The sequence below is a fragment of the Belliella baltica DSM 15883 genome (assembly GCF_000265405.1).
Lineage (GTDB): Bacteria > Bacteroidota > Bacteroidia > Cytophagales > Cyclobacteriaceae > Belliella > Belliella baltica.
The window spans coordinates 1,297,454-1,310,894 of sequence record NC_018010.1; the positions used below are offsets into that span (position 1 = coordinate 1,297,454).

The 13,441-nt window shown below is 38.2% G+C and carries 15 protein-coding genes and 1 tRNA gene; 8 read left to right on the forward strand and 8 right to left on the reverse strand.

Features of this window, described 5'->3' with window-relative positions:
* Positions 1-190: 190 nt before the first annotated feature.
* Positions 191-670, reverse strand: coding sequence for a YcxB family protein (locus BELBA_RS06010; protein ID WP_014771853.1), 480 nt, complete (start codon positions 668-670; stop codon positions 191-193).
* A gap of 167 nt (positions 671-837) precedes the next feature.
* On the opposite strand from BELBA_RS06010, the gene BELBA_RS06015 reads away from it, so the two are divergent.
* Complete coding sequence (locus BELBA_RS06015) at positions 838-1,065, forward strand: hypothetical protein (RefSeq protein WP_014771854.1); 228 nt, start codon at positions 838-840, stop codon at positions 1,063-1,065.
* Here the strand turns inward: BELBA_RS06015 and BELBA_RS06020 are convergent.
* From BELBA_RS06020 to BELBA_RS06030, 3 genes are all read right to left on the reverse strand, one after another.
* Positions 1,062-1,481 (reverse strand): Fur family transcriptional regulator, encoded by a 420-nt coding sequence (locus BELBA_RS06020; RefSeq protein WP_014771855.1) that lies wholly within the window; start codon positions 1,479-1,481, stop codon positions 1,062-1,064. The genes BELBA_RS06015 and BELBA_RS06020 overlap by 4 nt on opposite strands.
* A gap of 64 nt (positions 1,482-1,545) precedes the next feature.
* Positions 1,546-1,734, reverse strand: a complete 189-nt coding sequence (locus BELBA_RS06025; RefSeq protein ID WP_041779256.1) for a hypothetical protein — start codon at positions 1,732-1,734, stop codon at positions 1,546-1,548.
* A 56-nt stretch (positions 1,735-1,790) separates the two neighbouring features.
* On the reverse strand, positions 1,791-4,298 hold the full coding sequence (locus tag BELBA_RS06030; protein WP_014771856.1) for a zinc-dependent metalloprotease: 2,508 nt from the start codon (positions 4,296-4,298) through the stop codon (positions 1,791-1,793).
* 118 nt (positions 4,299-4,416) lie between these two features.
* Here BELBA_RS06030 and BELBA_RS06035 point away from each other — a divergent pair, with 118 nt between their 5' ends.
* Positions 4,417-5,784, forward strand: a complete 1,368-nt coding sequence (locus BELBA_RS06035) for an NAD(P)/FAD-dependent oxidoreductase (protein WP_014771857.1) — start codon at positions 4,417-4,419, stop codon at positions 5,782-5,784.
* A gap of 37 nt (positions 5,785-5,821) precedes the next feature.
* Positions 5,822-6,664, forward strand: coding sequence for a mechanosensitive ion channel family protein (locus tag BELBA_RS06040; RefSeq protein WP_014771858.1), 843 nt, complete (start codon positions 5,822-5,824; stop codon positions 6,662-6,664).
* Positions 6,665-6,875: 211 nt separating this feature from the next.
* Here the strand turns inward: BELBA_RS06040 and BELBA_RS06045 are convergent, their stop codons facing one another.
* Both BELBA_RS06045 and BELBA_RS06050 read right to left on the reverse strand, forming a co-directional pair.
* A complete protein-coding gene (locus BELBA_RS06045; RefSeq protein ID WP_014771859.1) occupies positions 6,876-7,064 on the reverse strand; it encodes a hypothetical protein in 189 nt (62 codons plus the stop codon).
* A 12-nt stretch (positions 7,065-7,076) separates the two neighbouring features.
* Positions 7,077-7,523, reverse strand: coding sequence for a hypothetical protein (locus tag BELBA_RS06050; RefSeq protein WP_014771860.1), 447 nt, complete (start codon positions 7,521-7,523; stop codon positions 7,077-7,079).
* Between the two features lie 177 nt (positions 7,524-7,700).
* Here BELBA_RS06050 and metK point away from each other — a divergent pair, with 177 nt between their 5' ends.
* Positions 7,701-8,954: a methionine adenosyltransferase gene (gene metK / locus BELBA_RS06055; protein WP_014771861.1), complete on the forward strand. Its 1,254-nt coding sequence runs from the start codon at positions 7,701-7,703 to the stop codon at positions 8,952-8,954.
* A 122-nt stretch (positions 8,955-9,076) separates the two neighbouring features.
* The gene (locus BELBA_RS06060) at positions 9,077-10,624 is read left to right on the forward strand and encodes an IS1182 family transposase (protein WP_014771756.1); all 1,548 of its coding nucleotides are present in this window, start codon (positions 9,077-9,079) and stop codon (positions 10,622-10,624) included.
* 592 nt (positions 10,625-11,216) lie between these two features.
* Here BELBA_RS06060 and BELBA_RS06065 read toward each other — a convergent pair.
* A tRNA-Arg gene (locus tag BELBA_RS06065) sits at positions 11,217-11,288 on the reverse strand.
* A gap of 26 nt (positions 11,289-11,314) precedes the next feature.
* Positions 11,315-11,458, reverse strand: a complete 144-nt coding sequence (locus tag BELBA_RS19620; protein ID WP_157466059.1) for a hypothetical protein — start codon at positions 11,456-11,458, stop codon at positions 11,315-11,317.
* Positions 11,459-11,569: 111 nt separating this feature from the next.
* On the opposite strand from BELBA_RS19620, the gene BELBA_RS06070 reads away from it, so the two are divergent.
* From BELBA_RS06070 to trmD, 3 genes are read left to right on the forward strand one after another with little or no spacing between them, the layout of a single operon-like run.
* Entirely contained in the window at positions 11,570-12,142 is a 573-nt protein-coding gene (locus BELBA_RS06070; RefSeq protein ID WP_041779543.1) for a 30S ribosomal protein S16, read from the forward strand.
* 14 nt (positions 12,143-12,156) lie between these two features.
* A complete protein-coding gene (gene rimM / locus BELBA_RS06075; protein WP_014771864.1) occupies positions 12,157-12,687 on the forward strand; it encodes a ribosome maturation factor RimM in 531 nt (176 codons plus the stop codon).
* Positions 12,688-12,689: 2 nt separating this feature from the next.
* On the forward strand, positions 12,690-13,376 hold the full coding sequence (gene trmD / locus BELBA_RS06080; RefSeq protein ID WP_014771865.1) for a tRNA (guanosine(37)-N1)-methyltransferase TrmD: 687 nt from the start codon (positions 12,690-12,692) through the stop codon (positions 13,374-13,376).
* The last annotated feature ends 65 nt before the right edge of the window (positions 13,377-13,441 follow it).

Here is a 13,441-nt window from a genome sequence, read left to right on the forward strand (position 1 = left end):
CACTGAAGAAAGTCAGTGAGGTTTTTTTGTTTCAAATTATCTTTATGTATATCAGTATTAACAACAATAGTCAATAAAAATGGTGTTTTTATTGCGCTTGATGCTCTTGAGTAAGGATCCTAGAGTATTAAGGTGTAATTAAGGATTTTTGCTATAAATTCACTTTTTAAAGTTATTGCAGACAATCATTTTATTTTTCTGCGAGATATCCTTTTCTTTTCAATATGGTCTCAACGAACTTTTTGTCGTTTTCAGAATTGAAAATTTTGAAAGGCAAGTGAATAAATTGTGCCTTGGACATCGTAAGTACAAATGCATCCTTGGTACTTTCTACTTTTTTAATCATACTCCAATTTATTGGCATGCCTTGCTTGGCATTCAACTTCATTAAAATTTGCCTGCTATCAATTTCATAAGACATTTTTTCGAACATTACTTTATTTTGTTCCATTTGCGTAACTCCTGCAAATTGAATGACCCAAAATAAAAGATAAAGGACATAAGCTAGAATTGCCATGCTTATCCACCACCACGAGGCTATCCAAAAATATCCACAAGCTATAGCTATAGCGATTAAGATGACCCACCACTGTTCTTTCAAAACATTGACAAGCCCCATTTTTATGTAAGTACCAGATTCGAGTTTGTATTTTTTTGTTTTTACTATCATTAGATCTAAAATTTCAGACCGCAAATATCCGACGATATCCCCTATTTAGCAAGCTTCTAGTAAAACTTTGAAGTTTTTAAAATTATCTCAAATCAATTTCAATTTCTATTTGTTAAATACCTAGTTTCTAATTACTTTATGATAAATTTTAAAAATATTTTCTGATTATGAGTAGCTTGGTAGTTGATCTGATTCTCTTAGGGTTCACTTATGTGGTGTTGATTTATTTTGTAGCGACTTTGACAAAAGCACGACAAATAAGAAAAAGAAATGATGGTGAAGATGATGGAGGAATAGAAAATATCACAGAGCCTAAAATAGACTTACCTCCAGGTGTGGTTTGGCCGACAAGTAGTCCAACTAAAAGGAGAGAAAAAAATCCTGTAAACTATTAACTACACTGATCACAGATTCCCTGTACTAATAAACTTACTTCTTTGTTGATAAACCCAGCTGGAAGATTGATTTTTGGCAAAGTAGCTTCTTCGATGCACTTTGTTTTCCCACATTTTTCACATTTGAAATGCACGTGTTCATGGTCATGATTGTGATCTGCTTCATGGGAATGTGCACACAAGGCATACTTAGCGGCGCCACTATCGTCTAAGACTTTATGAATCAAATCACCCTCAAGAAAAGTCTTAAGTGTCCTGTAAATTGTCACCCTGTCAAAATCTTTTTGAAGCATCTCTTCCAAATCCGCATGTGAAAGGGCAGATTTTCTCTTCAAGAAGACCGCAAGTACTTCTTTCCTGCAATTTGTAATTCTAAGCTTGTGTTCTTGGAGGATATCTAAAGGGGTCACTGTCATGCCAAAAGGTTTACTGTTTAACTAACGGTAAAAATAAAGATTATTTTTACTACTACAGCATAATCTAGAATCTGAATGCATTTCGCATAATTTCCTTATCAGATCTGGAGATACCTATTTTATACGCTATTTTTTCCCATTTTTTGACCTTATCTAAAATTTCATCGATAATCCTGTTCATTTGATTTTTATCAAGTCTAAAAAAATCTCCAACACTCATGGCTAAATTGAAATCAAGTGAATTGTCATCCATAAAAAAAAGGCTGCCAGAATCAACTAGCAGCCTTTAATAAATTTATAAGTAAACCCTTATTTTGGATCCAAAACAGCTTTTACTCTTTCCAAAGCATCTTCTAAATGAAGTTTAGATGTTCTGTCTGAAGTTCTGCCAATAGCAGCAGTGATTTGTCTCTGAAGTGTTTTCAATTCACCTCTAACCATCGGTCTGATGTCAGATTGAGATGCGTTGATTACAGCACCACCTCTTCTAGCGCCAGATGGTTCGTCGTTAGTCATTAGATATTCCAATCTTTCGATATGGGCTCTCTGAAGACTTCTGCGGTGAACATCAATTGTTTTTCCGCTTGGTAACTCTGTCCAAATACCAGCTCTTAGGTCATCAAATAACTCAGTCATAGAATAAGCATCACTGCCATTCAATGCCTCGTTTTCGATTACTCTTCCAAGTCTGCCCCATTCAAGAATACCATTCAGCGTACCTACTTGCACCCCTCTGATTCTCTCTAGTGCGCCAAAATCACCAATTCTACTGATGATTTCCTGATCCATCATCCAAGTAGGAGTTGCGAACAATTCTTTATTTAAGAATTGTACAGCTCTTTTTTGAGTTGATTTGCTAGTATGCTCGTAAACAGCCCCATCTTGACCAGTTGATTTATAGATTTCATATACACCACCCACGTTTGTTCTTACATGACCCATATATCTATTGAACTGACCTAAGACTTGTCCGTACATTTCTTCCAAATCAGCATAACCTTTATATGGCTTATCATCTTCAGCGGTCCAATCCATTAGATTTGGAAGGATTACTTTCAAGTTTTTGATACCATAATCAGAGGCTTTCATAGCATCATCCCCCAAATCCTCACTTTGCGTGCTTGGATCATAGCTATTGCCTTGACGACCAAATCTATAAACTGGATCACCAGCTTTTTCTAAAATCCACTTGTCAAGTATTGGCTGCTCTTCTTCTGGAGTTTTTGCATCCAAGATTGGACGGTAACCCCACGCCACAGAATACTTATCATATGGCCCTACATTAGGCATTAGGCTTACATTTTTATCTTCTGGCTGAGCGATATAGTTGAATCGCGCATAATCCATGATAGATGGAGCAGTACTGAACTTATCCGTGAATGTAGACGATCTTAAAGAATCTACTGGATAGGCATGTGAAGATGCAAAGTTGTGTGGTAAGCCAAGCGTGTGTCCTACTTCGTGAGAAGATACAAACTGAATCAAACGACCCATTACTTCTTCTCTGAATTTCACACCTCTAGCTTCAGGATTCACAGCAGCTGTTTGAATGAAGAACCAGTTTCTCAACAAGTTCATTACGTTGTGATACCATCCGATATCTGACTCAATGATCTCTCCTGATCTTGGATCAGATACGTGAGGACCGTATGCATTTTGAATATCTGAAGCGAAGTATCTGATTACAGAATATCTTGCATCTTCAGCACTCCAAGTAGGATCTTCTTCTGGAGTTGGGGCATCTTTCGCAATGATTGCATTTTTGAAACCAGCCTCTTCGAAAGCTGCTTGCCAATCTTCAACACCTTGCTTCAAGAATGGAACCCACTGTTTTGGTGTAGCAGGATCAATGTAAAATACAATCGGCTCTTTTGGCTCTACCAATTCACCTCTTCTGAATTTATCGTAATCTTCTTCCTTAACTTCAAGTCTCCATCTGTCAAGGAATCTTCTTGAAGTGGCTTTTTGCTCGTCAAGACCAAAATCTACTACAGATCTGCTAAACCAACCAACTCTCTGGTCAGCTAATCTTTGCATCATCGGCTCTTCTGGCAAAAGAACCATAGAAGAGTTCATTTCTACCGTGATCAAACCAGTACTAGAATTTGATGGTGGCTCAGATGCTGCATAAGTCATCACATATCTGGCCTCGATGTTCATTGGATATGGACTTATTCTTTCGATATAAGATCTATCACTATCTAATCTCTGAACTTTGAATTGAGTTCTTCTATTTCTTGGGAGTCCGATAGCCTGAACATCCTTAGCAAATAGATCAGTAACTTCGATAACCACACCTTTTTCATCCTTTGATGATGCTTTCACATCAAATTTTTGAAGGATGGGTTCTAAATTTGAAGCCTTTACTGCAATTGAAATAGGCAATGAATCTGCAGCTGTGTTGCTGTAAGATACTACTCTAAGCAAAACGTTGTCATTTTCTCTGTCCCATCTTACCAAAAGGGTGTTGGTTCGTTCTCCACCATAACCTATTCCATCAGCAGTCTTTGCGATGGTAGTCACGATAAGCATCTCTCTCCCCAACATATCTTCAGGGATCTCATAGAAATATTTCCCTTCAATTTCGTGAACATTGAATAGACCTTCTTTTGTCTTTGCTTTAGCAGTGATGACTTCAGAATAAGCCTTTGGGCCTGATTTGGCCGCTGGTTTTGGAGCAGGAGCTGCGGGTGTTGTAGCTTTGGTGTCTTGTTTCTTTTTTCTTTGTGACAATGCATCCTCAGAAAAGAACATTGAACTTAAAAAAAGAACACCAATCAATCCACGACGGATTTTGATTTGGGTAAACTTCTTCATATTAATTATAGTTGACTTTTAAAGTTTTGAATTTAACCCGTTATTGACAGTTATTCTTTGTGCATTAAGACTAAATTTGATAAGCGGTTGTTCACCAAAATAAAAGGTAATATTTTCTATGTCTTCTTTTGAAATAATAATTATTGGTGGAGGGTTGGCTGGTTTGACTGCGGCTAATTTATTAGCAAAGCAATATAAAAAGGTCTTGTTGATCGAAAAAAAGACTTACCCTTTTCAGCGTGTTTGTGGAGAGTATATTTCTAATGAAGTGACGGCTTTTCTGAAGAAGGAAAATCTTTATCCAAATACGATTGAAATGTCCGATATCAATACTTTTCAATTGAGCTCTGTCAATGGGAAAAGCGTGACCATGCCACTTGACCTAGGGGGATTTGGAGTAAGCAGGTATGTGTTAGATGATTTTCTTTTTAAAAAAGCAAAATCTAATGGAGCAGAATTTATGCTTCAAACTCAGGTAGAAGACCTTGTTTTTGACAAAAAAGAAGATCTTTTCAAAATAAAGCTTGACTATGGTGCGGAACTATCGGCAGTCCACATAATTGGTGCTTTTGGAAAACGATCGAAAATGGATAAATCACTAGATCGAGATTTTATAAAACAAAGGAGCCCTTACATTGGAGTAAAATATCACATCAAGACAGATTTTGACCCAAATACAGTCGCATTACATAATTTTGAAGGAGGCTATTGCGGTTTTAACAAGATTGAGGGAGATAAATATAATCTCTGCTACTTAGGTTCGAGAGATCAATTGAGGGATTCGGGAAGTATCGAACAAATGGAGCGAACGTATCTTTGGAAAAATCCAATCCTTGAAAAAATATGGAAAGAAAGTGATTTTTTATTTGAAAAGCCTGAAGTAATCAATGAAGTAAATTTTTCTCCCAAAAAACCTGTAGAGAACCATGTTTTGATGGCAGGAGATGCTGCTGGCTTGATTACGCCGCTTTGTGGAAACGGGATGGCTATAGCGATACATTCTGGAATGCTCGCCGCAGAATCCATCTTAAAGTTTTCTAAAAGAGAGGATATAGAAAAAAACTACGAACTAGCGTGGAATACTAATTTCCAAAATAGATTGTGGATTGGAAGAAATGTGCAGCGACTTTTTGGAGCCAAAGGCATATCGGAATTCGCTGTCGCTCTGATCAAAAACTCAAACTTCATCGCACATCACTTTACAGATGAGGAACTTTTAAGGCTTTTTGGTTCTTTCTTAAAGAAGGCAAAACTGGGAATCATTATCAATGACCTGCATAGACATCAACTGGCATATTTTAGTATCAAAGCCTTAACCCGTCTATTTTCAAAATCCCCGATGGTTCAAAATGACGGTCCACTCTCAGTATTAAGAGGGTTTTCAAAAAAGGACTTGACATCAATTTTAAATCGTTCAGGAATAGAAAACGCCCAAATCAAGTGGTTTTGGGCATTCAGATGGCAAGTAATCGTAATGATTTCTTAATTTTGTATAAAATAATTTTAAACTTAAACCTTAAGACATGGAATTAGATTTAGAAACAATACAAACAATTAAAGAGAAAGCTGTAGAATTTTTGTTTGATTTTGGGCCAAATATTCTAGGAGCATTAATTGTATTTTTTATTGGTAAATACATCATCAGCCTCTTGCTTAAGGCTGTGGACAAAATCTTCGTCAAATATGAAATTGATGCATCTTTAGCTACATTTTTGAAGAGCTTTTCCAAAGCAATCTTATATGTGCTCTTATTTATTACAATTGCTACGCAAATAGGCATAGAGCTTACCTCATTTATTGCAATTCTTGGTGCAGCAGGTTTGGCTGTGGGTTTGGCTTTGCAGGGTTCTTTGGCAAATTTTGCGGGTGGAGTTTTGATTTTGATTTTCAAACCATTCAAAGTTGGAGATACTTTAGAGGCACAAGGGACTTTGGGCTCGGTTGAGAGCATTGATATACTCTACACCAAAATCAGAAATTTCGACAACAAATTAGTTACCATTCCAAATGGAGCTTTGGCTAACAATTTAACCACCAATCACTCCGAAAAACCAACTCGAAGAGTGGATATTTCTGTAGGCGTTGCGTATGGGACAGACTTGAAAAAAACAAGACAAGTGATTTTGAGTACTTTGAAAAGAGATGAAAGGATTCATGCTGACCCCGAGCCTGTTGTGAAATTCACAAATTTTGGAGATAGTTCTTTGGATCTAACAGTTAGATGCTGGACTGATACGGGAGACCTTTGGCCCGTGTATTGGGATAATATGGAAGCGCTCAAAGAAGCTTTCGAAGCAAATGACATTGAAATTCCATTCCCTCAGAGAGATGTGAATCATTTCTACCCTGAAGGAAAAAAAGAATAGATCCTAGAATTTTAATTCATAAAAAAAGCTACTCGAAATTAATCGAGTAGCTTTTTTTATGAATCTTTATCTGGATATCGGATTTTACACGGTTGCCACTGCATATAATCTTAAATACTATATTTGGGTTGCATTGGACCATTGGCTGTTGACGATTATCCGAAAGCTTATTTGTGATAAATTTTTACGCTGGTGTTTTTGTGGAAAATCACTAATCTTTATTTTCTGATTTCATGTCCTGCGACAAGTTCTTCTTGTTCTTTCCTTTTTTACTGTCAGAAGCACAGCCAATATTTCTAGTCAGATCCACATCATCAGGAATCCCTCCAAAGCCTTCACTAAAATCCCACTCTTCAGCTTCATCTTCCTTCTTAGGCTTGTTTTGATCTTCCTTTTTCATTTTCTCTGCACTTTAGTCCATGATAATCTCAGCATCTTGAAGGATAAAATTAAGCTCGTCGATATCTTTTTCATTAAGCTTTAATTTCCCCCTAACTTTTACTATTTCGTCAGTTTTGATAGTTCTATTTGGCTTATTTTTCAAATAACCGACCACGATACTTTCGGGACCTGCCCCACCGCAAAAGAAGCATTCGGCCATTGGGAATTTTGATAAAACAGCAATATTAGAAGCGTTCATTTCCAGTGGAATGTAAAAGCCAGAAACAGTCACGATCTTTCCTTCAAATTCTATCAATTCTTCCGGAAATTTTGGATATAGAAAATACATCCCAAATTCATCATTAAGTTTTTCAACAAACTTTGTTTTGGAAAACAAAGCCCACATATCCGGCTCTACACTTTTCATACTACTCAAAAGTAGAAATCCGGCAAATAAGAATACTGTTAATTTTTTCATTCAAGAGTTATATTTTGAATTTGAGATCAAATTTATGAATTAATAACGAACAGAAAAGATAAAGTATCTTCTGTTCTAATGTGATACTTCTTATATCTCGTAATTTCAGGTTTTTTATTTCCCTTTGAAACCTTATTTTTACGCACTATTTAAAGTTTGTAAAAAAGAAATAACAATATGCCATATTTATTTACCTCAGAATCAGTATCTGAGGGACACCCTGACAAGATTTCGGATCAAATTTCTGACGCCTTGATTGATAATTTTTTAGCTTTTGATCCAAGGTCAAAGGTTGCTTGCGAAACTTTGGTTACCACTGGACAAGTAATCCTTGCCGGAGAAGTGAAGTCAGATACCTACTTAGATGTTCAAAAAATCGCTAGAGATGTGATCAATAGGATTGGTTACACTAAAAGTGAATACATGTTTGACGGGAGTTCTTGTGGTGTTTTGTCTGCTATTCACGAACAGTCTCCTGACATCAATCAAGGTGTAGATCGTCAAAGTCCAGAAGAACAAGGTGCTGGTGATCAGGGAATGATGTTTGGTTATGCAACTAAAGAAACTGAAAACTTCATGCCTTTGGCACTTGATCTTTCCCATAGAATTTTGAAGGAATTGTCAAATCTGAGAAGAGAAAATGATGTGATCAAATACTTGAGACCTGATTCCAAGTCGCAAGTAACAATCGAGTATTCTGATGACAATCAGCCGCAGAGAATTGACGCCATCGTTATTTCTACGCAGCATGACGATTTCGCCGATGAACCAACCATGCTTGCGAAGATCAAAGAGGATTTGATTAAGATTTTGATTCCAAGAGTGAAGGCACAGTTGAAACCAGAAATTCAAGCGCTTTTCACAGATCAAATCACTTACCATATCAACCCAACCGGGAAATTTGTAATCGGTGGACCGCATGGAGATACAGGTTTGACAGGTAGAAAAATCATCGTAGATACTTACGGAGGAAAAGGAGCACACGGAGGTGGTGCATTCTCTGGAAAAGATCCTTCTAAAGTAGATAGGTCTGCAGCGTATGCGACTAGGCATATCGCAAAAAATATGGTAGCTGCTGAAGTCGCTGATGAAATTCTTGTTCAAGTTTCTTATGCAATTGGCGTTGCAAAACCAATGGGGATCTATGTCAATACTTATGGTACTGCAAAAGTTGGTTTATCCGATGGAGCTATAGCCAAAAAAGTTGAAGAGTTATTTGACATGAGGCCTTATGCCATTGAGCAAAGATTGAAATTAAGAAACCCAATCTATGAAGAGACAGCAGCCTATGGTCATATGGGTAGAACCAATGAAGTGGTGAACAAAACCTTTTACACTCCTGACGGGAAATCTATCAATTTGGATGTTGAACTTTTCACTTGGGAAAAATTAGATTATGTAGAAAAAATCAAGAAAGCTTTTGGGCTTTAATGAATGGAATTATAAAACAAAAAAGAGGCTGTCTCATAAGTCTCTTTTTAAAAAAAATGAAAGGCTACCAAATTTCTCGGGTAGCCTTTTTCTTGTTTAACTCAAAATTGTTATTTTGAGGTGTGCAAAAACAAAACTCAAATATAGTCTTTAAAGACTATGATCACAACCAGTTGATGCTCCTTCCCCACAATTTGGGTGACCTTCTTCCATCAGAGCATCCCGTCCGTGTAGTCAGCACGGTCGTAGACAAGATAAACATCCAGCCGATCTTTTCGCAGTACAGCAATATGGGAGCGAGCAGTTACCATCCCCGTATGCTGTTGAAGGTACTAATATACGGTTATCTGGAAAACTGCTATTCCTCCCGTAAGCTTGAGAAAGCTGTCCGTGAAAATATCGGTTTCATGTGGCTCTCGGGCATGCAGCGACCCGACCATAATACCATCAACCGTTTCCGGGGGGAAAAGCTCCGTGAAGTGATCCGGGAGATTTTTTCACAGGTAGTGCTCATGCTTTACGACGAAGGGCTTCTGGACATAAAAGACGTTTATACAGACGGGACTAAAATAGAGGCCAACGCCAACAGGTACACCTTTGTCTGGGGAAAGGCTGTCAAGAAGAGCAGGGAGAGGATTGCAAAGCAGCTTCAGGAGCTCTGGGATTACGCTGCCGAAACGGCAAAGGAAGAACTCGGACAGCCCGAAGAGAAGTTTGAGAATCCCAGTCCCCAAAAAGTACTTGAAACCGTAGAGAAGATCAACACGGCACTACAGGGCAAAGAAGTTGATCCCAAAGTGAGACAGAAGCTCAGGTATGCAGAGAAAAACTGGCCAGGAAAGCTTGCCGAATATGAACAGAAGGAGGAGACCTTACAGGAACGCAACAGCTATTCAAAAACTGATGAAGATGCCACTTTTATGCGGATGAAGGAAGATCACATGAAAAACGGGCAGCTTAAACCCGGCTATAACCTTCAGCTCAGTACCCACGGACACTTTGTGGTCAACTATACCCTGCACCAAAAACCCAACGATACCACCACACTTATCCCACATATGAATGCCTATCGGCAGATGTACGGAGCTTACCCCGAAACACTGACTGCCGATGCGGGGTACGGAAGCGAGGAAAACTATGCCGCCCTCGAGCAGAACGGTACATCAGCTTATGTAAAGTATAATTACTTCCATAAGGAACTCAGAGAAGAAAACAGGAAAAACAGGGAATACAGACTACTTGAAAACCTGTATTACGACAGCCAAAAGGACAGGTATATCTGCCCGATGGGACAGCCAATGGAAAGGAACGGTACCAGAACCAGGACAACAGCGACAGGATACAAACAAGAATACGCAAGATATACGGCATCAAAATGTGTGGGATGTCCTTTGGCTGCTTCCTGCAGGCCGGGAAAGGGAAACAAAACCATTGAAGTCAACAGGGCATTGGAACGGTATAAATCAGAAGCAAAACAAAAGCTGACCTCTCCCGAGGGAATCCAAAAAAGAAAGCAGCGGGCCACAGACGTCGAACCTGTATTCGGACACCTTAAGCAAAACAAGGGGATGAAGAGGTATGTGCTCAGGGGACTGGAAAAGGTGGAAATTGAAACAGGTCTTCATGCAATCGCTCACAACCTTTCCAGAAAGGCAGCAAAAGCAGCATAATTATCATTTTCGGGAAGATTTAAATCAAAAATATAAGAGAAACATCACCAAATCAGATAGAGTAATAAACCATGCTTTTTGACTAGAGTTCAAAAAATAAGAAGCCGATTTGTTGAAAATCGGCCTCTATTGCTAAATTAGGCTGTTTTTAAAATTTAAATTTATTCAAATTTACTTTTGAGACAGCCTCTTTTTTTGTTTGGCCTAAGCTATAAGGAAAAAATAAAATGGTTAGTCTCTTTTTTTCTTATCTTCTTGCTTAGCTTTTTTTTCAGCTCTCTTTTCCTTCAAGTTCTTCTCAGGTTTTTTCTTTTCGGCTTTTTTTGCGGTGTGTTCTTTTGCCATGATCTTAAGATTTGTAAGGAAGGTACGAGTTTTATTTCAATGATTTAATGAATGGGAGGAATTTATTGTTGGAATATCAACCTTATCACATGTGAAGAATTAAAGAATTTGAAAAAATTAGGGATGATTGTAAAAAGATCTTTATCAATTAAGTCGTTAGTAGTAAAGATGTTGTTGTACTTTTTTCGTAATACTATTGTGCTTTTTTATAAAAAACCCTTCTAAATGCTTTAAATGAAGATAAAAGTAGCCGCGCTAGGGATCGAACCTAGATCTAGCGTTTAGGAAACGCTTGTTCTATCCATTGAACTACGCAGCCATATATTTTCAGTCTTTGTTACATCGTTACGAAATATACAAACTTGCAAAGCTTACTACTTGATTCTTAACTCTTGCTTCTTGTCTCTCGTATTTCATCTCTCGCGTTTCACATCTCGTCTCTCCCATCACATTACCATCGAAGTCCCAATTTAACTCAAAATCTCGCATCCAAGCAAATATATTGTTGGCTACTTGTGACTTTCAAATTAAAAACCCTATCTTTGCAGTCCAAAAATTACGATGGACGAGATCCATCAATTCACTAAATATCAATATAATATGGCAGTTAAAATCAGATTAGCGCGTAGAGGTAGAAAAAGAATGGCCATCTATGACGTAGTAGTAGCTGATGCTAGAGCTCCACGAGATGGACGCTTTATCGAGAAATTGGGTACGTATAACCCAAACACTGACCCTGCATCTATCAACATCAACAATGAGCGAGCTCTAAAATGGTTGTTGAACGGTGCACAGCCTTCAGACACAGTAAAAGCAATGCTTTCTTATAGAGGAGTATTGTTACAAAAACACCTTCAAATTGGTGTTTTGAAAGGTGCAATTTCACAAGAAGATGCAGATAGCAAATTCGAAGCTTGGAAAGCTACAAAAGAGCAGGCAATCACTGGTAAGGTGGATATATTGACACAAGCGAAAGCTGATGCTCGTCAAAAAGCGCTTGATGCTGAAACAGCCAAAAATCAGGCTAGACTTGATGCAATCAAGGCAAGAGAAGATGAAGCGAAAGCTGCTGCTGCCGCTGAGGCTGCTGCTGCTGAAGCACCTGCTGCTACAGAAGATGTAGCACCTGAATCTCCTGAAGCTTCTGCTGAAGGTGAAGAAACTCAAGCTTAATATCCTACATTACCATGAACAAAGACAATTGCTTTCAATTGGGCTATATTTCTAAAGTTCATGGACTCCATGGTGGTGTTACTGTAGTATTGGATGTGGATTATCCAGAAGAATATGAAGACTTAAAACATGTCTTTATTGATCAAAAATCCAGACTTGTTCCTTATTTTCTTGAGTATTTTGATTTGCAACCCAACAATAAGGCGCTTGCAAAATTTGAAGATCATGATACCATGGACGATGCTGAAAAACTTGTTGGATCGGAATTATACCTTCCATTGACAGCATTAGCAGAATTGGACGAGGATCAGTACTACTTCCATGAATTGATAGGATATGAAGTCATAGATGAAAATCTCGGAGTAATCGGAGAGATCAAAATTATCTATGACCTTCAAACACAAGATTTGATCGGGGTTGACTACAAGGAAAAGGAAGTCTTGATACCAATTCAGGATGGAATTATTCAAAAAGTTGACAAAGCAGAGAAGAAAGTTTTCTGTTTGCTTCCCGATGGCTTACTTGACATATATTTAGAGGACTAAAGATGCGCATAGACATCATCACAGTAGTTCCCGGATTGTTAGATGGACCATTTGCCCATTCGATTCTCAAAAGAGCCGAAGACAAAGGTTTAGCTTCAGTCAGGGTACACAACCTGAGAGACTACAGCAACAATAAAAAAAAGCAAGTCGATGACTATGCTTTTGGAGGTGGTGCTGGAATGGTTATGATGATCGAACCTATAGCGCACATCATCGAAGCCCTTAAAAGTGAACGAGAATATGATGAAGTCATTTATTTGACTCCTGATGGAGAGACATTCAACCAAAACATGGCGAATGAACTTTCTCTAAAAGGTAATATGATCATGCTCTGTGGACATTATAAAGGTGTGGATGAAAGGGTAAGACAAAGATTTATTACTAAAGAAATTAGTATTGGAGATTTTGTCCTTTCAGGAGGAGAGTTGGCAGCAGCAGTATTGACTGACGCCATCATTCGTTTGATCCCGGGAGTACTCAATGATGAAACTTCAGCATTGACAGACTCATTTCAAGATGGACTATTAGCCCCTCCAGTGTACACCAGACCAGCAGTTTATGATGGAATGGAAGTGCCCGAGCTACTATTGTCAGGTCATCAAGCAAAAATCGACGAATGGAGGTTTGAGCAATCGGTTCGCCGTACTAAAGAAAGAAGACCCGACCTAATGGAAGGAAAAGATTTCTAATCGGCGATAAAAGCATCAAGCATTAAATAAATGAATTCAACAGACGGCTGCACCGAGGTGTGGTT

Bases quoted from the DNA above. Each gene is read 5' to 3' on its own strand.
- BELBA_RS06010 (WP_014771853.1), bottom strand. From the start codon at position 670: ATGATAGTAAAAACAAAAAAATACAAACTCGAATCTGGTACTTACATA.
- BELBA_RS06015 (WP_014771854.1), top strand. From the start codon at position 838: ATGAGTAGCTTGGTAGTTGATCTGATTCTCTTAGGGTTCACTTATGTG.
- BELBA_RS06035 (WP_014771857.1), top strand. From the start codon at position 4,417: ATGTCTTCTTTTGAAATAATAATTATTGGTGGAGGGTTGGCTGGTTTG.
- BELBA_RS06040 (WP_014771858.1), top strand. From the start codon at position 5,822: ATGGAATTAGATTTAGAAACAATACAAACAATTAAAGAGAAAGCTGTA.
- BELBA_RS06070 (WP_041779543.1), top strand. From the start codon at position 11,570: ATGGCAGTTAAAATCAGATTAGCGCGTAGAGGTAGAAAAAGAATGGCC.
- BELBA_RS06030 (WP_014771856.1), bottom strand. From the start codon at position 4,298: ATGAAGAAGTTTACCCAAATCAAAATCCGTCGTGGATTGATTGGTGTT.
- BELBA_RS06020 (WP_014771855.1), bottom strand. From the start codon at position 1,481: ATGACAGTGACCCCTTTAGATATCCTCCAAGAACACAAGCTTAGAATT.
- rimM (WP_014771864.1), top strand. From the start codon at position 12,157: ATGAACAAAGACAATTGCTTTCAATTGGGCTATATTTCTAAAGTTCAT.
- BELBA_RS06050 (WP_014771860.1), bottom strand. From the start codon at position 7,523: ATGAAAAAATTAACAGTATTCTTATTTGCCGGATTTCTACTTTTGAGT.
- BELBA_RS06025 (WP_041779256.1), bottom strand. From the start codon at position 1,734: ATGGATGACAATTCACTTGATTTCAATTTAGCCATGAGTGTTGGAGAT.
- BELBA_RS19620 (WP_157466059.1), bottom strand. From the start codon at position 11,458: ATGCGAGATTTTGAGTTAAATTGGGACTTCGATGGTAATGTGATGGGA.
- trmD (WP_014771865.1), top strand. From the start codon at position 12,690: ATGCGCATAGACATCATCACAGTAGTTCCCGGATTGTTAGATGGACCA.
- metK (WP_014771861.1), top strand. From the start codon at position 7,701: ATGCCATATTTATTTACCTCAGAATCAGTATCTGAGGGACACCCTGAC.
- BELBA_RS06045 (WP_014771859.1), bottom strand. From the start codon at position 7,064: ATGAAAAAGGAAGATCAAAACAAGCCTAAGAAGGAAGATGAAGCTGAA.